The 20848-nt window shown below is 72.5% G+C and carries 22 protein-coding genes; 14 read left to right on the forward strand and 8 right to left on the reverse strand.

What is annotated here, in order from left to right; all coding sequences use genetic code 11:
- Nucleotides 1-150: 150 nt before the first annotated feature.
- Nucleotides 151-537 (reverse strand): nuclear transport factor 2 family protein, encoded by a 387-nt coding sequence (locus ACLJT4_RS19490; RefSeq protein ID WP_411123532.1) that lies wholly within the window; start codon nucleotides 535-537, stop codon nucleotides 151-153.
- A gap of 97 nt (nucleotides 538-634) precedes the next feature.
- On the opposite strand from ACLJT4_RS19490, the gene ACLJT4_RS19495 reads away from it, so the two are divergent.
- Nucleotides 635-1255, forward strand: a complete 621-nt coding sequence (locus ACLJT4_RS19495) for a TetR/AcrR family transcriptional regulator (RefSeq protein WP_411123533.1) — start codon at nucleotides 635-637, stop codon at nucleotides 1253-1255.
- A gap of 123 nt (nucleotides 1256-1378) precedes the next feature.
- Here ACLJT4_RS19495 and ACLJT4_RS19500 read toward each other — a convergent pair whose 3' ends face one another.
- A complete protein-coding gene (locus ACLJT4_RS19500) occupies nucleotides 1379-1513 on the reverse strand; it encodes a hypothetical protein (RefSeq protein ID WP_411123534.1) in 135 nt (44 codons plus the stop codon).
- Between the two features lie 118 nt (nucleotides 1514-1631).
- The gene (locus ACLJT4_RS19505; protein WP_411123783.1) at nucleotides 1632-3083 is read right to left on the reverse strand and encodes an amidase; all 1452 of its coding nucleotides are present in this window, start codon (nucleotides 3081-3083) and stop codon (nucleotides 1632-1634) included.
- A gap of 127 nt (nucleotides 3084-3210) precedes the next feature.
- Here ACLJT4_RS19505 and ACLJT4_RS19510 point away from each other — a divergent pair, with 127 nt between their 5' ends.
- Nucleotides 3211-3837: a TetR/AcrR family transcriptional regulator gene (locus tag ACLJT4_RS19510; RefSeq protein ID WP_411123535.1), complete on the forward strand. Its 627-nt coding sequence runs from the start codon at nucleotides 3211-3213 to the stop codon at nucleotides 3835-3837.
- 196 nt (nucleotides 3838-4033) lie between these two features.
- Nucleotides 4034-5176 (forward strand): FAD-dependent oxidoreductase, encoded by a 1143-nt coding sequence (locus ACLJT4_RS19515; RefSeq protein ID WP_411123536.1) that lies wholly within the window; start codon nucleotides 4034-4036, stop codon nucleotides 5174-5176.
- A 44-nt stretch (nucleotides 5177-5220) separates the two neighbouring features.
- Here ACLJT4_RS19515 and ACLJT4_RS19520 read toward each other — a convergent pair whose 3' ends face one another.
- Nucleotides 5221-5892, reverse strand: a complete 672-nt coding sequence (locus ACLJT4_RS19520) for a TetR/AcrR family transcriptional regulator (protein ID WP_411123537.1) — start codon at nucleotides 5890-5892, stop codon at nucleotides 5221-5223.
- A 153-nt stretch (nucleotides 5893-6045) separates the two neighbouring features.
- Between ACLJT4_RS19520 and abc-f the strand changes: the two genes are divergently transcribed.
- The 3 genes from abc-f (at nucleotide 6046) to ACLJT4_RS19535 (ending at nucleotide 9896) form a co-directional block, all read left to right on the forward strand.
- On the forward strand, nucleotides 6046-7665 hold the full coding sequence (gene abc-f, locus ACLJT4_RS19525; protein WP_411123538.1) for a ribosomal protection-like ABC-F family protein: 1620 nt from the start codon (nucleotides 6046-6048) through the stop codon (nucleotides 7663-7665).
- A 149-nt stretch (nucleotides 7666-7814) separates the two neighbouring features.
- The gene (locus ACLJT4_RS19530) at nucleotides 7815-8465 is read left to right on the forward strand and encodes a CatB-related O-acetyltransferase (protein ID WP_411123539.1); all 651 of its coding nucleotides are present in this window, start codon (nucleotides 7815-7817) and stop codon (nucleotides 8463-8465) included.
- Between the two features lie 132 nt (nucleotides 8466-8597).
- A complete protein-coding gene (locus ACLJT4_RS19535) occupies nucleotides 8598-9896 on the forward strand; it encodes an erythromycin esterase family protein (protein ID WP_411123540.1) in 1299 nt (432 codons plus the stop codon).
- A gap of 46 nt (nucleotides 9897-9942) precedes the next feature.
- Here ACLJT4_RS19535 and ACLJT4_RS19540 read toward each other — a convergent pair whose 3' ends face one another.
- On the reverse strand, nucleotides 9943-10272 hold the full coding sequence (locus ACLJT4_RS19540) for a hypothetical protein (RefSeq protein ID WP_411123541.1): 330 nt from the start codon (nucleotides 10270-10272) through the stop codon (nucleotides 9943-9945).
- Nucleotides 10273-10495: 223 nt separating this feature from the next.
- Between ACLJT4_RS19540 and ACLJT4_RS19545 the strand changes: the two genes are divergently transcribed.
- The 7 genes from ACLJT4_RS19545 (at nucleotide 10496) to ACLJT4_RS19575 (ending at nucleotide 18466) form a co-directional block, all read left to right on the forward strand.
- Nucleotides 10496-11938 (forward strand): MFS transporter, encoded by a 1443-nt coding sequence (locus tag ACLJT4_RS19545; RefSeq protein ID WP_411123542.1) that lies wholly within the window; start codon nucleotides 10496-10498, stop codon nucleotides 11936-11938.
- A 124-nt stretch (nucleotides 11939-12062) separates the two neighbouring features.
- Complete coding sequence (locus ACLJT4_RS19550; protein WP_411123543.1) at nucleotides 12063-14009, forward strand: CASTOR/POLLUX-related putative ion channel; 1947 nt, start codon at nucleotides 12063-12065, stop codon at nucleotides 14007-14009.
- Between the two features lie 218 nt (nucleotides 14010-14227).
- Nucleotides 14228-14548, forward strand: coding sequence for a hypothetical protein (locus ACLJT4_RS19555; RefSeq protein ID WP_411123544.1), 321 nt, complete (start codon nucleotides 14228-14230; stop codon nucleotides 14546-14548).
- Between the two features lie 321 nt (nucleotides 14549-14869).
- Nucleotides 14870-15211, forward strand: coding sequence for a hypothetical protein (locus tag ACLJT4_RS19560; RefSeq protein ID WP_016570383.1), 342 nt, complete (start codon nucleotides 14870-14872; stop codon nucleotides 15209-15211).
- Between the two features lie 398 nt (nucleotides 15212-15609).
- Nucleotides 15610-16959 (forward strand): MFS transporter, encoded by a 1350-nt coding sequence (locus tag ACLJT4_RS19565; protein ID WP_411123545.1) that lies wholly within the window; start codon nucleotides 15610-15612, stop codon nucleotides 16957-16959.
- 9 nt (nucleotides 16960-16968) lie between these two features.
- Nucleotides 16969-17469 (forward strand): GNAT family N-acetyltransferase, encoded by a 501-nt coding sequence (locus ACLJT4_RS19570; RefSeq protein WP_411123546.1) that lies wholly within the window; start codon nucleotides 16969-16971, stop codon nucleotides 17467-17469.
- Nucleotides 17470-17581: 112 nt separating this feature from the next.
- A complete protein-coding gene (locus tag ACLJT4_RS19575) occupies nucleotides 17582-18466 on the forward strand; it encodes a sigma-70 family RNA polymerase sigma factor (RefSeq protein WP_411123547.1) in 885 nt (294 codons plus the stop codon).
- An 89-nt stretch (nucleotides 18467-18555) separates the two neighbouring features.
- On the opposite strand, the gene ACLJT4_RS19580 is transcribed toward ACLJT4_RS19575, so the two are convergent.
- From ACLJT4_RS19580 to ACLJT4_RS19590, 3 genes are all read right to left on the reverse strand, one after another.
- Complete coding sequence (locus tag ACLJT4_RS19580) at nucleotides 18556-18846, reverse strand: ricin-type beta-trefoil lectin domain protein (protein WP_411123548.1); 291 nt, start codon at nucleotides 18844-18846, stop codon at nucleotides 18556-18558.
- Nucleotides 18847-18907: 61 nt separating this feature from the next.
- On the reverse strand, nucleotides 18908-19270 hold the full coding sequence (locus tag ACLJT4_RS19585; RefSeq protein WP_411123549.1) for a DoxX family protein: 363 nt from the start codon (nucleotides 19268-19270) through the stop codon (nucleotides 18908-18910).
- Nucleotides 19271-19307: 37 nt separating this feature from the next.
- Nucleotides 19308-19802, reverse strand: coding sequence for a cupin domain-containing protein (locus ACLJT4_RS19590; protein WP_411123550.1), 495 nt, complete (start codon nucleotides 19800-19802; stop codon nucleotides 19308-19310).
- A gap of 79 nt (nucleotides 19803-19881) precedes the next feature.
- Between ACLJT4_RS19590 and ACLJT4_RS19595 the strand changes: the two genes are divergently transcribed.
- On the forward strand, nucleotides 19882-20733 hold the full coding sequence (locus ACLJT4_RS19595) for a LysR substrate-binding domain-containing protein (protein WP_411123551.1): 852 nt from the start codon (nucleotides 19882-19884) through the stop codon (nucleotides 20731-20733).
- Nucleotides 20734-20848: the final 115 nt, after the last annotated feature.

Consider the following 20848-nt stretch of genomic DNA (forward strand, 5'->3'; position numbering starts at 1 on the left):
TTGCGGGAACGAGCGTTGCGAAGACTCCCATGATCGCCCCTTCCTTCGACCCACCCCTCGACCACCGGTACGGAACAGCGGCGCAAAGGGATTGCCGCGCCGAGAGGTTGCGCGGGGTGGCGCCGACGCGCCGCGCGGGCCGTCGGTCGCTCAGACGAAGAACGCGTTCATGCCCGCGACGTCGGAGAGGTAGGTCTCGATGCTCGCGATCTTGCCGTCGCGCAGGCGGCAGACGGTGGAGAGGTGTTCGTCCAGCCGGACGTCGCCCCGGCGGGCGGTGTTGTGCAGGGAGAGGGCCATGTTCTCGCGGCTCACCAGGATGTGCAGCAGCGCGAAATGGAGGCCGTAGGACGCGATCTTCCTGGCCCGCGCCACGACTTCGTCGGCGCCTTCCGCGGTGCCGGAGACGGTGTTGTCACCGGGCAGCGTCCAGGTGGCGTCGTCGGTGAGCAGCGTCCGGATGCCGTTCCAGTCGCCGGCGGCCAGGTAACCGTGGAACGTCTCGCCGAGTCGGTGGGCGGCGTCGTACTGAGGCATGGGTCCTCCGGGAGCAGACGTAAAGCGGTGATCTTTGCTTTAGTCAGCGTAGGCGCGTCGCACACTAAAGCGCAACTCTATGCTTTAAGGTGGGGGGATGCCCGCCAAAAGCAAAGACAGTCGCCCCGGCGGCCGGAGCGCCCGCGTACGCGCCCTCGTCCACCGGGCGGTGGTGGACCTCGTGTACGAGGTCGGCGCCGACAAGGTCACCGTCCCCGCCGTGGCGCGCCGCGCCGGCGTCAACTCCAGCTCGATCTACCGGCGGTGGGGGACGATCCCCGCCCTCCTGGCGGACGTGGCCGCCCGACACCAGGACGAGGAGGCGCCGGAGCTCGTCGGAGACCTGCGCCAGGACCTGGAGCGGGCCGCGGTGTGGACGCTGGACGACCTGTCACGACCGGGCGGCGTGGCCTTCTTCCGCGCCGAGGTGGCACCGGACGTGGACGACCGCCGGGCCGGGCTCCGCGCCTGCCTGGAACGGGTCAGCGCCCGCTTCCAGGCACCCCTGGAAGCGGGTGCCCAACGGGGCGAGGCGACGCCCCCACTGGAGCGCGTCCTCGATCGGGTGGTCGCACCCCTCTACTTCCGCGTGGTGTTCTCGATCCCGGGAACGGACGAGGGCTTCGCGCGCGCCCTCGTCGCCGAGTTGTGCGGCTCCGATGCCGCCCCGGCCCCTACCCCTGCCCCGGTCCGCCTCCCAGCCCACGAGGGAGAGTGAACCGCTCCGGCACGGCCCGCGGAGCCACCGGCCCGAAGGTCGGCGACGGCACGTCGGCGCCGTCGGTCGAACCGGGTCCGGACCGGCCCCGCCCGTCCCCGGCGCGGCGCCTGCGGGTACCCGTCAGGGCACCAGGATGACCTCGCCGAACTTCCCCGGGCCCGCCGGCCTCACCACCACCTGACCGGGCCCGGGGACCGGATCGGCGCGCCGTTCGAGCCGGAAGGCGCCCCTGCCGTCGATCACGACTGCTCGCATGCGCGCCAATCCACTCCCCGGGCGGCGGGACACCGGGAGGTGTCGGTGTCGTCCTTCAACTCCCCATGCCGCAACGGCCGCAGCCACCCCGGGCCGGCTCGCCGGCCCGGGGCACGTCTCACGACCCCGCGGGGTTCCCCGCCCACACCGCGGGGGTCCGGTGCGACCAGGGGTTCGCGCGTTCGAGTTGTCCGGCGAGGCGGAAGAGGCGGCCTTCGTGCCCGTAGCCGGCGGCGAACTGCATGCCGATCGGGAGCCCGGTCTCCGCGTCCGCGGTCAGGGGCACCGACATGGCCGGCGTGCCCGCCACGTTGAACGCGGCGCTGAACGGCCCGATGTCGAAGAGGCGGCGGAGCCAGCCGAGGCCGTCCAGCGCTTCCGCGCCCTCGGCATGCATGCCCAGCGGAACGGGGAGCTCCGGCACGGTCGGGGTGAGCAGCACGTCGTACGCGTCGAAGTACCGTGCCAGGCGGCGCGCGACCCGGTTGCGGACCGCGAGCGCGGTGACCAACTGGGCGCCGCTGACCCGCCGTCCGTAGTGGTAGCTGGCGAGGACGGGCGGTTCCAGGGTTGAGGAGTCGACGGGCCGGTCGAAGGCGGCGGCCAGGTCGTCGACCGAGGCCGTGAGGTTCGCCGTCCACTGACGGGCGTTGGCCAGGAGGAACTCCTCCCAGTCGACGCCGAGGTCGACCTCGACCTCGACCAGGTGGTGCCCGAGGGATTCCAGCAGGCGCGCGGTGCGGAAGAGCGCTCCGGCCACCGGTGCGGCGGTGCGGCGGCCACCCCACGCCTGGGCGAGGACGCCGATCCGCAACGAGCCCGGGGGACGGGCGACTTCCTCGGCGTACGGCCGAGGTGGCTCCGGGGCGTGGTAGGGGTCGCCCGGCTCCGGACCGCGCATCCGGTCGAGCAGCACCGCGCCGTCGCGCACCGTGCGGCTGACGCCGCCCTGCACGGCCAGGCCGTTGAACATCTCGTCGAAGTCGGGCCCCCAGGAGACCCGGCCGCGGGTGGGCTTCAGCCCGAAGAGGCCGTTGTACGCGGCGGGGATGCGGATCGAGCCGGCGGCGTCGGTGGCGTGCGCGAGCGGGACCACCCCGGCGGCGACGGCCGCACCCGCTCCCCCGCTGGAGCCGCCCGCGCTCCGCTCCGGGTCCCAGGGGTTGCGGGTGGCGCCGTACAGGACGGGTTCCGTCGTGTTGCTGTAGGCCATCTCCGGTGTCGCGGTGCGCCCGAACGTCACGAGGCCGGCGCGGCGGAAGCGCCGCATCAGGGCGGAGTCGGCTCCGGCGACGTTGCCGGCGGCGAGGCGGCTGCCCAGTTCCATGCGCCTGCCGGCCATGGTGACCCCGATGTCCTTGATCAGGAACGGGACCCCGGCCAGCGGTGCGCTGCCGGGGGCGGGCGCGTCGTCGGCCGGCCAGGTCTCCACGATGGCGTTGAGCTGCGGATCGACCGTCCGTGCCGCCTCGCGTGCGGCTGCTTCGACTTCGACGGGGGTCACCTCGCCACGGGCCACCAGCTCCGCGAGCCCGACCCCGTCGAACTCCACGTACTCGGCAACTCTCACTGTCACTCCCAGAGGAAAGAACGATACCGATGAGTTCCCAACGATACCCAACGGTATCGCGCAGGACGAACTGGTACCGTAGCGAGGGGTGCGGGGCCCACAACCGACCGGACGTCACGGAGCAGTCATGGCATCGACCGCCAGCAGGCCGAGCAGGGTGGCGAAACTCCCACCGCGCGAGCGCATCCTCGACGCGGCGGAGGAGCTCTTCCAGAGCGAGGGGATCCGGCGGGTGGGCGTCCAGGCCATCGCCGAGAAGGCCGAGACCACCAAAATGGCCATCTACCGGCACTTCGAAACGAAGGACGCGCTGGTCGCGGAGTGGCTGCGGATCGTCGCCGCCGACTACCAGGCCGCCTTCGACCGGGTCGAGACCACATTCCACGACCGGCCCAGGGAGCAGATCCTGGCGTTGGCCCGCTTCATCGCCGAGGGACTGCCCGCGCTCTCCTACCGGGGCTGCCCCTTCATCAACTCCCTCGCCGAGCTGCCCGACCGCGCCCATCCGGCACGCCAGGTCATCGAGGAGCACAAGGCACTCCAGACCCGCAGGCTGGTCGGCATGTGCACCGCGGCCGGCCTGCCCGACCCCGAGCAGGCCGCCGCCGAGATCACCTTCGTACTGGAAGGCGCGCAGGTCAGCACGCAGAACGGCAGCATCGACCGGGCGGGGGAACGCCTGCTGCGGATCGTGCAGGGGATCGTGGATCGCCCCGGCTCACCCCTCGACGCGTCCGGGGCGACCGCCGACTGACCCGGAGGCGACGCCCCGGGGGGGGGCAGCGGTGGCCGGGCCCGTCAGTGATCTGACGGTGGTGGACGGCGGCGTGTCGGAGGACTGTCGGCGGTCTGTCGACAGTCTGTCGGCGGTCTGTCGACGGCTGCCGGGAGCGTGGGGCGGGCCGGCGCCGGGCATCCGCCCGGCGGTCCACGAGCTCAAGGGAACCACCATGACCACTCCCGTCACGATCATCGGCGCCGGACTCGGCGGCCTCGTACTGGCCCGCGTCCTGCACCTCCACGACATCCCCGTCGCGGTCTACGAGGCGGAACCCTCGCCGATGGCCCGCACGCAGGGCGGGTTGCTCGACATCCACGCCCACAACGGGCAGCTCGCGCTCCAGGCGGCCGGGCTGACGGACGAGTTCCGCAGCATCATCCTGGAGGGGCACCAGGCGATGCGGATCCTCCACCGCGACGGGACCGTCCTGCTCGACCAGGCCGACGACGGCACCGGCGGACGCCCGGAAGTGCCGCGCGGCGAACTGCGGCAGCTGCTGCTCGACTCGCTGCCGGCCGGCACCGTCCGGTGGGGGCACAAGGCCGACGGCGTCCGCGCCCTGGGCGGGGGCCGCCACGAGGTGACCTTCGCCGACGGCCGCACCACCGTCACGCGTCTGCTGGTCGGTGCGGACGGCGCGTGGTCCCGGGTCCGGCCGCTGCTCTCCGACGCCGCGCCGGAGTACAGCGGCCGGTCGTTCGTCGAGACCTACCTGTTCGACGCCGACACCCGGCACCCGGCCAGCGCGCAGGCGGTCGGCGGCGGGTCGTTGGGCACGTTCGAACCGGGCGGGAACGAGAAGTGGATCGGGGCCCACCGGGAGAGCGGCGGCACCCTGCACGCCTACGTGACGCTGCTCAAGCCGCAGGAGTGGTTCGCGGCCGTCGACTTCACGGACGTCGCCGCGGCCACCGCGCGGATCGCGCGGGAATTCGACGGTTGGGCCCCCGAGCTCACCGCCCTGATCACCGACAGCGACACCACGCCCGTCGTGCGTCCCCACTACGCCCTGCCGACGGAACACCGGTGGGAGCGGGTGCCCGGGGTGACCCTGGTCGGCGACGCCGCCCACCTCTCGGTGCCCAACGGCGAGGGCGCCAACCTGGCCATGCAGGACGGCGCCGAGCTCGGCCAGGCACTCGCCGCCCACCCCGACGACATCGAGGCGGCCCTCGCCGCGTACGAGCAGGCCATGTTCCCCCGCAGCGCCGAAGCCGCCGCCGAAGGGCTCCGCCACTACGAGCTGCTGTTCGGCGGCACCACTCCGCAGGGCCTGCTCGACTTCTTCTCCGCGGCGGAGCAGCCCCGGTAGGGCGTGCGCGCCGGCGTTCGGCTCGGGCGGCCTGCGGGCCCCGCTCAGTCGTCGGCCGCCGGCGGGGGCTCGACGAAGGCGCCGGCGGCCGCGGCGAGGGCCACGGTTCTGGCGGCGTGGCCCGGCAGTTGCGGGTCGGGGGGCGTGCGCAGCAGCACCAGTTGGTGGTACAGCGGTGCGGTGGCGGCGATGAGCAGTCGCCGGGCGTCGCTGTGCGGGGGGAGTTCGCCGCGTCCGACGGCCCGGTTGACGACGACCTCGCAGCGGGCGTAGCGGTCGTCCCAGAGCCGCTGTTGGGCGGCGGCGGCCTGCTCGGAGCGGAACGAGGCGGCGATCAGTGCGGCCACGATCGGCGGTCGTGCGGTCAGCGCCGAGTGGATCTCCTCGTTCAGTGCGGTCAGGTCGCCTTCCAACGAGCCGGTGTCCGGTGGCTGCCAGTCGTCGTCGCCGGCCGCGTCGAGGACGTCGGCGAGCAGGCCGCCGACGTCTCTCCACCGCCGGTACACCGTGGTGCGGTGCACGCCGGCCCGGGCGGCGACGGTGTCGGTGGTGAGCCCGTCGTAACCGTGGTCGCCGAGCTCCGCGAGGACCGCGTCGAGCACCTGCTGGCGGATGCGGGCGGTGCGGCCGCCGGGGCGGCGGCGGGGCGGGGCCTGGTCGCCTTGCGGGGCGGCTCCGTCTTCCGGGTCCGGGTCCGGGTCCGTGGGGGTCGTCACGGGAAAAGTTCCTTTGCTCGGGAGGCGGTGTTGTGGCACGATCTTAAAGCATCAGTTGTCGCACTAGTGGAGTGACCATGCTCTTCCCCAGCGTTCGCCCGGCCGCGCGGCCCCGCACCGTCGCCTCGTTCCCGAATGCTCTGGAGACCCTGCATGCCCACACAGATCAGTGCGCTCACCGTCAGCAAGTCCTTCCGTGGCCGGCTCGTCCTTGACGCCGTGACCTGCTCGCTCGCCGTCGGCGAGCGCACCGGGATCATCGGCGAGAACGGTTCCGGCAAGTCCACCCTGCTCCGCCTGTTCGCCGGGCGCGAGCGGCCCGATCAGGGCGAGGTCGTCGTCCAGGCCACCGGCGGCGTCGGCTATCTCGCCCAGGACGAGCACCTGGCGGCGGAGACGACCGTCCAGGAGGTCATCGACCGGGCGCTCGGCGATCTGCGCGCCGTCGAGCGGCGCATGCGCCGCCTGGAGGCTGCGATGGCCGCCGGCGACGAGTCCGGCATGGCCGAATACGGGGAGTTGATGACGGTCTTCGAGTTGCGCGGCGGCTACGACGCCGACGCCCGGGTGGAACGCGCGCTGCACGGTCTCGGCCTGGGACTGGTGGGCCGGGAGCGCACCGCGGGCAGCCTGTCGGGCGGCGAACGGGTCCGGTTGCGGCTCGCGGCCGTCCTGGCCGCCGCCCCGGAGGTGCTGCTGCTGGACGAGCCGACCAACCACCTCGACGACGACGCGCTGCGCTGGTTGGAGGAGCACCTGCGCGCCCGGCGCGGCACCACGGTCGCGGTCTCCCACGACCGGGTCTTCCTCGAACGGGTCGCCACCACCCTGCTGGAGGTGGACGCCGATCGGCGCCGGGTCGACCGGTACGGCAACGGCTACTCCGGCTACCTCGCCGAGAAGGCTGCCGCCAGGCAACGCTGGGCCCAGGCACACGACCAGTGGCGGGCCGACATCGACCGGCTCCGGGAGGCCGCCGCGACCACCGCCCGCCAGGTGGCCCCCGGCCGGGCCATGAAGGACGGCAACAAGATGGCCTACGACCGGGCGGGCGGCCGGGTGCAGCAGTCCCTGGCCAGTCGGGTGCGCAACGCCGAGGAACGACTGCGCCGCCTGGTCGCCGACCCGGTCCCGCCGCCGCCGGAACCCCTGCGCTTCACCCCGGTCCTGCGGGCCCGTCGCCTGGAAGGCGTCGTGCTCGACGCCGCCGACGTCGCCGTCACGGACCGACTCGCCCGCACCAGCCTCGCCCTCACCGCCGGCGACCGCCTGCTGATCACGGGGGCGAACGGAGCGGGCAAGAGCACCCTGCTCCGGGTCCTGGCCGGTGAACTGGTCCCCGACGCCGGGCACGTCAGCCGCCGCGGCCGGATCGGCTACCTCCGTCAGGAGCCGCGGCCCGGGAACCCGGACGACACCGTGCTGGCCGCGTTCGCCCGCGGGCGGGTGGGGACGGCCGACGCGCAGGCGGAACGGCTGCTGTCCCTCGGCCTGTTCGACCGCGACCAACTGGCGGTGCCGGTCGGCCGGTTGTCCACCGGACAGCGACAGCGGCTCGCCCTGGCGCGGCTGCTCGACGCGCCGTCCGACGTCCTGTTGCTGGACGAACCCACCAACCACCTGTCGCCCGCGCTCGTCGAGGAGTTGGAATCCGCCCTGCTCGGGTACGCCGGCACCCTCGTCATCGTCAGCCACGATCGCCGGCTGCGTCAGCGCTGGCGGGGCACCCACCTGGACCTGCGGGCGACCGCGCCGTCCGCCGTCGCCCGCTGAGGCCCGGCCCGGGCCCGCGGCCCGCCCGCAGCCGGCCCGCAGCCGCCCGTCGGACGGCGCCCGGGCACCCCTCGACGTCCGTTGCCCACCCCGCTCCTTCAGCCCACCGCCCCTCACGTACCGTCGTTCCCCAGGAAGGAAGCGTTGCCATGACGCCGCCCGTGCCCGCCGACCCGACCGTGGTGCACCCGATGCCCGAGCAGCCGCGGGTAGTGCTGCTCAAGCCGCTCGTCACCTCGCCGTTGATCGAGGTCGGGGAGTTCTCCTACTACGACGATCCCGACGACCCGACCGCCTTCGAGACGCGCAACGTGCTGTACCACTACGGGCCGGAGAAGCTGGTCATCGGGAGGTTCTGCGCGCTGGGCGAAGGCGTGCGGTTCCTCATGAACGGCGCCAACCACCGCATGGACGGCCCCTCGACGTTCCCGTTCCCCATCATGGGCGGGTCGTGGTCCGCACACTTCGACCTGCTCAGCGGCCTGACCGGACGGGGCGACACCGTGGTGGGCCACGACGTCTGGTTCGGCTACCGGTCCATGGTGATGCCGGGCGTCCGCATCGGCAACGGAGCCATCATCGCCGCCGGATCCGTGGTCGTCGACGACGTCCCCGACTACGGAATCGTCGGCGGCAACCCCGCCCGGCTCATCCGGCGCCGCTACAGCGACGCCGACGTCGACCGCCTCCTCGCACTGGCCTGGTGGGACTGGCCCCTCCCGCACCTCACCGCGCACATCCGCACCGTCATGTCCGGCAGCATCGACGACTTGGAGAACGCGGCACCCGAGCAGGACTGAACGCCACAGCAGCCATCAACACCCTTCGCATGAGGGCCCGTTGAACGGTTCGGGCACGACGCGACCGGCCTCGCAGCGACCGCCCGCACGACGATCCGCCCCTCCTCCTTCCCGAGAAAGCCCGTCGCCACCATGCCTGTCTCGCCCCGTCCCAACCCGTTCGCCGACTGGCTCCGCGCCCACGCCACTCCCCTCACCCACCTCGACCCCGATGCGCCGCTCGACGACCTGGAGCCGCTGCGCGCCGTCGTCGGCGACGCCCGGGTCGTCGCGATCGGCGAGAGTTCCCACTTCATCCAGGAGTTCGCGGTCATGCGCGAGCGCATCCTGCGGTTCCTGGTCGAGCGCTGCGGATTCACCGTCCTGGCCTTCGAGTACGGCTTCAGCGAAGGCTTCGCCCTCGACGCGTGGGCCCAGGGCGAGGGGACTGACGACGCCCTCGCGGCGCACCTCGCCGGGACGATCCCCGTGGGACTCGACGCACCGCTGCGGTGGCTGCGTCACCACAACCGCACCGCCGCAACGCCGGTGCGCTTCGCGGGCGTCGACATCCCCGCGGCGGGTGGCTCGCTGCTTCCCGCCCTGACGCCGGTCGCCGACTACCTGCGCCGGATCGACCCCGAAACCCTGCCCACCCTCCAGGAGGCACTGCGGATCGCCGCGTCCTTCGCCGGCGGCTCCGGAGCCGTCGCCGCACCCGCCTGGACCCGCCTGGCCACCGCCGAACAGGACGCCCTCAGCGCACTCCTGACGCGCCTGCTCATCCGCTTCCGCGCCCTCGAACCGCTGTACGTCTCCCGCGGCGACCAGCAGGGCTACGACATCGCCGTGCGCCGGCTCGAAGGCGCCTGCCACGCCGACTACGCCTTCCGCGCCATGGCCGACCTCTTCGCCGGAAAGGGACTGACCGCCGACACCTCGGCCCGTGACGCCTACATGGCCCACTCGGTCCTGTGGCACCTGGAGCGCCTCGAACCCGGGACCCGCGTCGTACTGGCCGCGCACAACGCCCACATCCAGCGGACTCCGGTCTCCTTCGACGGCCACCTCACCGGACTCCCCATGGGACAGCACCTGCACCGCGCGCTCGGTGCCGCCTACCTCCCCCTCGGCCTGACGAGCACCACCGGACACACCGCGGACATGCCCCGCGACGAGAACGCCCGCTTCGGCTTCACCATCGACGCCACCCCGCTGGAGCCGGCCGAACCGGGCAGCATCGAAGCCGCCTTCACCGACGCCGGACTCGGGCTCGGCATCGCCGACCTCCGCCAGGCACGCCCCCAATCCCCCGGACGCACCGACCTGCCCCCGGGCCCCGACCGCATCCGGCTCCAGAGCGCCTACCTCCACACCCCCGTCGTCGAGGCGTTCGACGCCGTCCTCCACACCCCGACCTCCACCGTCACCGACACCCTCGACACCGCCTGACACCGGCCGGCGAACCGGGCGACGGACCCCGTCCGTCCTGGTCGCGCTACCCCGTCAACGCCGCGTGCAGGGGGCCCAACAGGGAGCGGTCGTCGGTGGTGACGGTGAGGTGGGTGCCACCGGCGGACCGCCAGGCATCGGCGAGCGAGCGCCAGGCATCGGGCCGACCGGGGGCGGGGCGGAGGCGGGCCTCGGTGCCGAAGGCGGACCAGTCACGGCCGGCCTCGGTCACCGCCGTGCGCAGTTCGGCGATGAGTGCGGCGCCGCGGCGGGTCCGGTTGGCGAGCAGGCCGGACATGGTGAACCCGTCGGCGAGGGTGGCGATCCGGTGCAGGGCGCCTGGTCTGCCTCCGGTGCGCAGGGTGCCGCCGCCCATCCAGAGCGGGATCGGCCCCGGCCGGGGGTGAGCGTGACGCCGGAGAACGCGCGGAGCTCGTCGGCCGGCTCGTGGCCTCGCCCCGGCACGCCGAGCGCGGTGTCGTGCCAGCCCAGCTGACGGATCCGCGAACTGGCAGACTGAGCTGCATGTTCTACGCCCCGAACCTGGCCGAGTTGCACGACCTCATCGTCAGGGTCAAGGCGGCTCTGAGCCCCGACCGTTGATCGACACGCTGCCTGTGGTCGGGGCTCGGCGCTGGCTGGTGCTGGCCGTGGTGCTGCTGTGCTTCCTGCCCGCGGCCATGGACGTCACCATCCTCACCATCACCGTCCCCACGATCGCCCACGACCTGCACGCGTCCCCGCCCGCACTGCTGTGGACCGTCGACGTGTACTCGCTGCTCATGGTCGGACTGGTGCTGGTGAGTGGCCCGTTGGGCGACCGGATCGGACACAAGCGCCTGCTGCTGGCGGGGTTGGCGGTGTTCAGCGCGGCCTCGGCGCTGTGCGCGGCGGCAACGGGACCGCTGCCCCTGATCGGAGCCCGGGCACTGTTGGCGGTCGGCGCGTCGATGATCATCCCGGCCACGCTGGCGCTCATCCGGCAGACGTTCGGCGACGGCCGCGACCACGCGGTGGCGATCGGGGCCTGGAGCGCGGTCGCCGCCGGCGCCTCGGCCCTCGGACCGGTGGTGGGCGGCCTCCTGCTCCAACACTTCTGGTGGGGCTCGATCTTCCTCGTCAACCTGCCCCTCGTGGCATTGGCCGTGCCCGCCGTGGTGCTGCTGCTGCGCAACGAGATCGAGTCCGAGCGGCAGCCCTGGGAAGCCACCTCGCCCCTGCTGTCGATCGTGGGGTTCCTGGGCTGCGCCTACACCATCATCGCCTTCACCCACGACGGCGTCGGACCGCTGGAACTGGCCCTGCCGGCCGTGTTGGGCCTGGGCGCACTGGTGCTGTTCGTCCGGCGCCAGCAGCGCGCGCCGCACCCGATGGTGGACCTGTCCCTGTTCCGGCTGCCGGGACTGCGCGCCGGAGTGGTGGCCTCGGTGCTGCCGGTGCTGGTGATGGTCGGCTTCGAACTCCAACTGGTGCAGTACCTGCAGTTCGTCAACGGACTGTCGGCGGAGGACGCCGCGTTGTACCTGATCCCCATGCCGGTGGCCGCGATGGTGGCCGGCCCGGTGGGCGGCATGGTCCTCTCCCGCGTGGGACGCCCCCGGGCGGACGTCCCCGCCGGCCTGCTGCTCGCCGCGACCGGGTACGTCCTGGTCGCCTCCGGCACGGTCGTCCCGCTCGGACTCGCCCTGATCGGGTTCGGTCACGGCCTGGTCCAGATGGTCGCCTCGAACCTCATCATGTCCACCGCGCCCTCCTCCCAGGCGGGCGCGGCGGCGGGCATCGAGTCCGTCTCCTACGAGGCCGGGGCCGGTCTGGGGATCGCCCTCTTCGGCACGGTGACCGCGGTGGCCTACCGCGCGCTCCTCCCGCCGGGCACGTCGACGTCCCCACTGGACGCCGGCACCTCCCCGCAGACGGCCCGGGCGTTCGCCGACGCCTTCCACACCATCACATGGCTGGCCGCCGCCCTCACCCTCGCCACGATCTTCCTCGCCTCCCCCAAAGCGGCGGCGGCACCCTCTCCTCCCGAGCGCCCCGCGTAGCTGCTTGGGTCCGCTGCGCCCGCACACCGCGTCATGACGTCCCGTCAACTCGTCTCGTTGACGATAGGTTTGACGGATGCGCAAGAGCGCAAGTGACGTCATCGGGTGAAAGGGAAGGTCTTCCGTGGCACGTGCGAGACTGCGGGACCGGTTGCGGTACTGGTTCGACGGCACGATGGACCGGGGGACGCCGGCCCTGATCGGCTGGCTGGGCCTCGCCTCGGTCGCGTTGATCGCCGTGGTGACGGTGCTGGTGGTGGTGTTCACCAACTCCGACACCGAGAAGAACGGCGGCTGGCTGGGCGTGGCCTGGATGAGCCTGCTCCGCACGCTCGATCCCGGCACGATGGGCGGCGACACCGGCGGGCCGGTGTTCCTGGGCCTGATGCTGACGGTGACGATCGGCGGGATCTTCATCGTCAGCGCACTGATCGGTGTGCTGACCACCGGCCTCGAAGCCAAGATCCAGGAGCTGCGCAAGGGCAAGTCACGGCTGATCGAGCACGAGCACACCGTCGTGTTGGGCTGGTCGGAGCAGGTCTTCACGGTCATCGGGGAACTGGTGGAGGCCAACCAGAGCGAACGACGTTCCTGCGTGGTGATCCTCGCCGACCGCGACAAGGTCGCGATGGAGGACGAGATCCGTCGGCGGATCCCGGAGACCGGCCGCACGCGGGTGGTCTGCCGCTCCGGAAGCCCCCTGCAACGGGCGGACCTGGAGTTGGTGAGCCTGGACGCGGCCAAGTCCGTCATGGTGCTGCCGCCGGTCGGGGACGACAGCGACACCGACGTCATCAAGGTCCTGCTGCTCCTCAACAGCCGCCGCTGGAAGGGCACTCGGCCGAACATCGTGGCCGCGGTGCAGAATTCGCCGAACCTGGCGGCGGCCCGGCTGGCGGCCGGCGAGGACGCGCTGGTGATCGACGCCGAGGACATCGCCGTGCGCCTGATCGTCCAGTCCCACCGGCAGTCCGGCCTGTCCACCGTCTTCAACGAACTGCTCAGCTTCGTCGGCAACGAGTTCTATCCGTACCCCGCCACCGCCCTGGCCGGGACCAGCTACGGAGAGGCTCTCGACCGGTTCGACCTCGGCGTCCCGGTCGGCCTGCGCAGGGCCGACGGCACGACCCTGATCAACCCCCCGATGGACACCGTCATCGGCGGCGCGGACCAGGTGCTGGTGATCGCCGAGGACGACATCCTCATCCGGCTGGTGGAGAGCCGCCCCCGCGTCGTCGCGTCGGCGATCGCTCCGCCCGCCGACCGGCTGCCGGTCCCCGACCGCACCCTCGTGATCGGGTGGAACTCCCGCGGCGTCAAAATCGTCAGGCTGCTGGACCGCCTGGTGGAGGCCGGTGCGCTGCTCGACGTCGCGGCCCCCCGTCCCCCCGCCGAAGACCTCGGGGACCAGTTGGCACACCTCACGGTCGGCTACCAGCCCTGCGAACCGACCCTCCGGCCGTCCCTGGAGTCCCTGGGCCTGGACCGCTACAGCCACATCATCGTCCTCACCGACGACGACATCCATCCCGAACGCTCCGACGACCGCGCCCTGGTGACCCTGCTGCACCTGCGCGACATCGCCATCCGGACCGGCAATCCGTATTCGATCGTCACCGAGATGAACAGCGACGCCAACCGGGAGATCGCCCAGGTCACCAAGGCCGACGACTTCATCGTCAGCACCAAGATCATCAGTCTCCTGCTGACCCAACTCACCGAGGACCGGGACCTCCACGCCGTGTTCACCGACCTCTTCGACCCGGAGGGATCGGAGATCTACCTCAAGCCGGCCGCCAGCTACCTCACCCCAGGCACCACGGCGAACTTCACCACCGTCATCGAGGCCGCCCGCCAACGCGGCGAGACCGCCATCGGCTACCGGCTCGCCCGACACGGCGACGCGCCCCCGACCTACGGCGTGGTCCTCAACCCCGCGAAGGCCGAACCGCTGGTGCTGGGCGAGGACGACGCCGTCGTGGTGCTCGCCGAGGACGGCCGGGTGACGGCGAACGTGCCCGGCCAGCGGAAGGAGCACGGCAAGGTCGGCCCCGGGCTTCCACGTCCGTAGCAGGGCCCGTCCAACAGCCGTCCCCCTCCCCCACCCAGGCGCCACAGCGAACGCCGCTCCCCCTCCCGGCGCCGTCCCTCACCTGCCCGAAGGCGTCGAGCACACCGCCCGTGGGAGCGGAACGCCTCCCGCGCGGGTTCGTGCCACCCCAGAGGGTTGCAGACTTGCGCAGTTGGGAAAGTGTTTTACGCATTGACTCATTTTCTGGGAGGCATGAGGTGGCGCGAGGCAGGATGCCGTCGATCGGCAGCACCAATCTGCACGTCGGAGCGGCCGTCGCGGAGATCGAGGGCCTGTACACCGCGCTGCGCGGTGCGCGCGACGAGCACCACCGGGAACGCATCCTGGCCGACCTCGCCGAAGCCGGTCGGCGGCTCACCGCCCGCACGCACCCCACGCAGGGCAACCGGGTAGCCCTCCGGCCGCGTTCACGCTGGGAGCGCAGGCGCCTGCTGGCAGCCCGCGGCGCCGACTGGGTGGCGGCCTTCGCCACGGACGGCGGCTGGAGCCGCTGGGCCCGACTCAGGAACAGGTCGTAGCGACGCCACACCCCGCCGGGCTGACCAACCATCAACCCGGCTCGGCCACGCCCGGCTCCGCCGCGTCACGACCGACGGAGGCCAGTCACCACCAAAGGGTCCCGACTGGCCGGCCCCCTCACCCCACTTCATGTAAAACTGCCGATATTCCCGTGACCGGCACAGGGTGCGGGTTATCCGATAAGCGCGAGAGAGCGTCGTTGCGGCAGTCGTGAAATTCCGCGTGTCAACGAGGAGTTGGGACACATTCCGCACTAGCTTTCATAGCCGTACGAAGTCGATCGCCTTCCGATCGCTTCCGTTCAACCTACCGGAGATGAAATGCGCAAGCTTCGCAAGGCCGCCGTGGTGATCGCCGTTCTGGGCAGCGTCGGCTTCCTCGGCGCCGGCCCCGCAATCGCCCATGGTGGGAGCCAGGGCGGGACGAACTCCTTCTCCAGCGACCGGGAAGACGGCGGCAAGAGGGGCGGGCGGGAAGGGATCTTCGGCGTCTCCCAGGCCACCCAGTGCCGGTCGCACGACCTGAACATCGACGTCCTCGGTGCGGTCGGCCTCCTCGACGGCGCGCTGGGGAACGCACTCAACGGCGAGGGCTCGGCCGGCGCGCAGCAGACCAAGCTGGGCTCCGACATGGGGTGCAACAACGGCGCCTTCCAGAAGTAAGCAGCCAAGCACGTAAGCAAGGGCGAACAGCCCCGGTGTCGAGCCCTCGTCTCGGCACCGGGGCTCGCTGCTGCCAGGCGCCGTTTCGACATCGACACGCATTCATCTCCTGCCGTCCGAATTTTCGGGGGAAGGCAGGCAGGCGTGGGAGGCGGCGCATTTCGCACACAACACCCCTGCTTTGAGGGGGAGTTCGAGTGAGGGCGCGGAATCGGGCCATCGAAGTTCCCCGCCCGAAGGGCCTGCTAGCGTGGGCCCGTGCCGAAAACAGACAAGGTGCGCCGTCGCTGAGAGCGGCGGCGCAAAACCCCGGTTCTCGCCGTCGCTCCTGAGCCCTGGCCAGGAGCGCCTTCGTGGTGCTCGGATCCTCCTTGTTCCGGAGCGCACCCTTGTTCGTCTTGTCCGTTCGTCAACGTCGGCGCGTCCTGGTGGCCGCCCTCCTCTCCGATGCGGTGTTTCCGCTCGCCATCACCGGCGCGACGGCAGCCGTCCCCGAAGTGACGGCGCAGGTGCCCGGCGCGAATGCCCTGGGGCCGTGGATCGTCCTCGCCTACAACGGGCTCTTCGCGGCGGCCCTGTTGCTGGCCGGGGCGGGCGCGGATCGCAGCGCCCGCACCCGCTTCTTCGCTGTGGGCAATGCCGTCGTCGCCGTCACCGGCATGCTGTCCGCCCTCGCCCCGGACGTGCCGTCGCTGGTGGCGCTGCGGGCGGTGGGCGGTGTGGGGGCGGCGATGTGTGCCGCCGGTGGATCGTCGATGGTCCTGGCCGTGTACCCGCCGGAGGAGCGGCGTCGGGTGTACGGGTACGCGGGGGCCGTGCTGGGCAGCAGCCTGGCGTTGGGGCCGGCTGTCGCCCAGGCGCTCATGGCCGTCGGTGGATGGCCGCTTGTCTTCGCGGCCCCGGGAGGCGTGGCCGCGCTGGCGGCGTTGGGGACGTGCGGGCTTCCCGCCCTGCGCGGTCCGGAGCCGTCCGCAGCGTTCGACCTCGCCGGGGCCGTGCTCTTCGGGGTGGTCGTCGCCGCCGTGGTGACCGCACTCGGGCTGGGCTTCGGTGCGGGCGTTCCGTGGTGGGGGCCGGCCGGGCTCCTCGTCCTCGCGGCGGCCGGCGTCGCCCGCCTCGTCCGGGTGGAACGGCGCGCGCCCGCCCCCGCGATCCCCGCGGACCTGTTGCGGATCCCCGCCTACCGCGCGTATGCGGTGGCGACGGGTGCGTTGATGGGGATGCTCGTGGTGGGGTTGACGGTGCTCCCGCAGCTCGGGTCGGCGTACGGCATGGGGCCGGGCCAGGCAGGGGTCATGCTCAGTCTCCTGACCGTGCCGTCGACGGTCCTGCCGTTGCTGGCCGCTCGGCTCGCCAGCCGCCTGGCCCGGTGGTTGGTGACGACGGCCCTGTCGGCCTGCGCCGCGACCGCGGTCGTCCTCCAGGTCGCCGACCGCCCGGCGGCCCTGCTCGTCGCGGCGGGGGTGGTGGGGCTCGCCCTCGGCGTGACCGAAGGCGTCCCGGACGGACAGGCGCTCCGGTACGTGCCCGCCCGGCGCGGAGGAGCGGGCGCCGCGCTGTTCAGTACGGCGCGGATGACGCTGGAGACGTTGGTCCTGGCCGCCGCGACCGGGGCGATGGCAGCCCTCGGCCCAGCCGCCGGGATGGCCGTCGCCGGTGCCGGGTGCCTGGCTGCCGCCCTCGTCGTCCGGCGGGCCGTCCCCTCGCCGGCGGAAAACGTGGGTGGGCTCGACGCCGCGGCCGGTTAGGGTCGCGGGGTGCCCGAACTCACCCGGCTGCACGGCGGCCACTCCCCCGCGGTCCTGGCGTTCGAGCGGGCGAACCGTGCGTACTTCGCCGCGTCGATCTCCGACCGTGGCGACGCCTACTTCGCCGACTTCACCGGTCGGTACGACGCCCTGTTGGCCGAGCAGGAGGCCGGTGTCTGCGCCTTCTACGTGCTCGTCGCGGAGGACGGCGCGGTGCTCGGCAGGTTCAACCTGGTCGACATCGAGGAGGGCACGGCGCAGCTCGGCTACCGGGTCGCGCAGCACGTCGCCGGCCGTGGTGTGGCGACCGCGACCGTGCGGGAGCTGTGCCGACTGGCTGTCGAGCGGCACGGGCTGCGGACGCTCAGGGCGGCCGCCGCTCACGCGAACACCGCGTCCCGGAGGGTGTTGGTCAAGGCCGGGTTCGTCCTGGTCGGCCCGGCGGGCCCGGCTGATCTCGGTGGCAGGGAGGGGGCCTGGTACCGGCGCGATCTGGTGCTCCCGCGGTAGGACGCGTTCGGGCCGGCGGGGTGGTGGCGCGGGGGTGCGACGTGGGCCTTTGCGGCGTGATCGATTAGGTTCCGTCACGGGACCGACGGATACCGGTGTGAGGATGTGACAGGTGAGCGAAGAGGATCTGTTGGCGGCGCGCTTCGAAGCGGAGCGCGGGCAACTGCGCGCGGTCGCCTACCGTTTGCTGGGCACGCTGGCCGAGGCCGAGGACGCCGTCCAGGACGCCTGGCTGAAGCTGAGCCGCACGGACGTGGGCGAGGTGCGGAACCTGGGCGCCTGGCTGACCACCGTCGTCAGCCGCGGCTGCCTGGACCAGTTGCGCTCGCGCGCCGCGCACCGTGAGGAGCCGTTGCCCGAGCAGGACGGCTCGGTGCGGCTGCCGGACCCGGTCGTCAGCGGCCTGGCCACGCTCGACCCCGAGCGGGAGGTCCTGGTCGCCGACTCGGTGGGCATGGCGCTGATGGTCGTGCTGGAGGCCCTCGCGCCGGCGGAGCGGGTGGCGTTCGTGCTGCACGACCTGTTCGACGTGCCCTTCGACGAGATCGCGCCCGTCGTCAACCGCACCTCGGCAGCCACCCGGCAGCTCGCCAGTCGCGCCCGCCGCCGTGTCCAGGGCGTCACCTTGGGAGCCGACACCGACCAGGCACGCAAGCGCGAGGTCGTGAACGCCTTCCTGACCGCTTCGCGCGGCGGCGACTTCGAAGCGCTCCTCGCCGTCCTCGACCCCGAGGTCGTGGCCCGCTCGGACGGCGGCGCACTCCTGCCCAGCCTGCTGCGGCGCGGCGCGGACGACGTCGCCTCCCAGGCGATCGCCTTCGCCCGGTTCGCCGCCGATGCGCGCCTGGTGCTCGTCAACGGCTCCCCCGGTGTGGTGTCCTTCGCCGACGGGCGTCCGCTGTCGGTCATGTCGTTCACGATCCGCGAGGGCCGGATCACCGGCCTCGACATCCTCACCGATCCGACGCGCCTCGCCGCGCTCGGCCTGGTCGGCTGATCGGACCCGTCGGCCACGCGGCATGCCGGAAGGAACCGGAACGGGCTGCCGAGGCGGAACTCCGCCGCCTCGGCGGCCCGTTCAGGTGCTCAGCGGGTCACGGTCCACTTCTGGTTCTCGGCGCCGTTGCAGTCCCACAGGCCCGGCCGTGCGCCGTTGGCGGTGTTGAACCCCAGGACGTCGAGGCACTTGCCCCCGTAGCCGACGATGGGGGTCCGCGGGCGGCCGTCGTACAGGATCTCCGCGCGGTTGCCGGTCACCTGTGCGCCCCGGACGAAGAAGTCGAAGGGTTGGCCGTTCACGTAGCGCACGCACCAGTCGGTGGCGCGCCAGACCGTGGTGGTCGGTACGCCCGTGGGCCGTTGGCCTCGGTGCGCCACGGGTCGCACGGTCGCCACGCGGCGGATGCCTGGGGCCGGGTGGTGCCGGTCCGGCCGGGGATCACAGCCAGGTCGTGGCCAGCCAACCGGTCGTGGCCGCGGCCAGGAGCAGTGTGAGGTTGAGGGCGATCCGGCGGTCGCCGCGGACGAGGTGGACACGCGTCGCGGCGAGTTGCAGGACGACGAAACCAGCGGCCGCGACCAGGCACAGCCAGGGCGCGGTGCCCGTCAGCGGTGGCAGCAACAGCCCTACCGCGCCCAGCACTTCGAGCAGGCCGAGGGCCCTGACCGCAGGCATCGGGATGTCGTCCACCCACGCCATCATCGGTCGGAGCCGCTCGCGGCTCCTGAGCGCCTTCAGGCGGCCGGCATGGAGGTAGAAGAGGGCGAGGAGACCGGCAACGGTCCAATAGGCGGCGTTCATGACTCCGTCCACGGTGTGGTGGTGGGTGTTCCCGGCATCAGGCGAGGTCGTCGGCGGGTTCGGTGGCGTAACGGCTCATCGTGCGGAGGTTGGCCTCCGGGGTCGGTGCCTGGCCGCCGGCGAACTGCTTCTCCAGGTCTCGGAAGTACTGGACGTAGAGGTCCGGTGTGAACGTGCTGAGCATGACGGCCGGTTGGTCGGTGACGTTGGCGAACGTGTGGGGGGCTCCCGGCGGGACGAGCACGAACGTGCCCGCGGTCGCGTCGTGCTGCGTGTCCCCGACGGTGAACCGCACGGTGCCGGAAAGGACGTAGAAACCCTCGTCGTGCTGCGCGTGACGGTGTTGCGGCGGCCCGGGCGTGTGCGGGGCGAGGACGGACTCGGCGAGTCCGAGACGGTGACCGGTGTTGCTGCCGTCCTCAAGGATGCGCATGCGCGTGGTGCCGAGGGTGAGCTTCTCCCCGTCGTCCGGCCCGACGACGCATGCGGAGGGGTGGGAGGTGGGCGCGCTGGCCTTCGGTCGATCGTTCATGCTCCGATTCCACAGCCGGCCGCCGCGCGCGTCCAAGACCCGTTCCACGGGGGCGATACCGAACGGGTATCGTCGCAGCATGGAGCTACGAACGCTGCGCTATTTCGTGGCGGTCGCCGAGGAACTCCACTTCGGCCGGGCCGCCACCCGGCTGCACATGAGCCAGCCGCCGCTGAGCCGGGCGATCAAGCGGCTGGAGGCCGACGTCGGCGCCCCGCTCTTCGACCGGTCACCCACCGGTGTCGCCCTCACCCCGGTGGGGGCGGTGCTGCTCGACGAGGCGCGCGACCTGCTCGACCACGCCGACCGGGTGCGCGGCCGGGTGGCCGCGGCGGCCGGCGACGCCACCCTCACCGTCGGCATCCTGGGGGACGGCAACGACCGGCGCGCGGCACGGCTGGCGCGCGACCACCACCGGCAGCACCCGCACGTCGACACGCGCATCCGCGCCGCGGACCTGACGGACCCCACCTGCGGGCTGCACGCCGGAGCGGTCGACGTCGCCCTGACCCGCGGGCCGTTCGACGAGACCGGTCTGACCGTGCGTGCGCTGCGCGCCGACCCGGTGGGCGCCGTACTGCGCACCGACGATCCCCTGGCCCGCCGCGAGGCGTTGGAGTTGGCCGATCTGGCCGACCGCCGCTGGTTCCGGTTCCCGGAGGGCACCGATCCGCGGTGGCAGGCGTACTGGCACGGCGGGGAGCCCCGCGAGGGTCCGGTGGTGCGAACCGTTCAGGAGTGCCAGCAGGCCGTGCTCTGGAACGGCACGGTCGGCATGACCCTCCTGGACCACGAGCCGGTGCCGGGGCTCACCGTGGTGCCGCTGGTCGACATGGCCCCGAGCCGCGTGGTGGTGGCGTGGAGCGCAGGCGACGCCCGTCCGTTGGTCCGCGGGTTCGTCCGGATCGCGGTCGCCGCCTACGGCGACTGAGGTCCGCACCGATCGGGCGCCGGCCCGCCGTCCTTCACCGACCGCTCCGGCACCGCTACCGGCGATTCGCCCGCATCCGCAGTGCGCCCGGTACGAAGGACGCTCCCAGGCGAGC

Source organism: Streptomyces sp. x-19 (assembly GCF_046549115.1).
GTDB lineage: Bacteria > Actinomycetota > Actinomycetes > Streptomycetales > Streptomycetaceae > Streptomyces > Streptomyces albulus_C.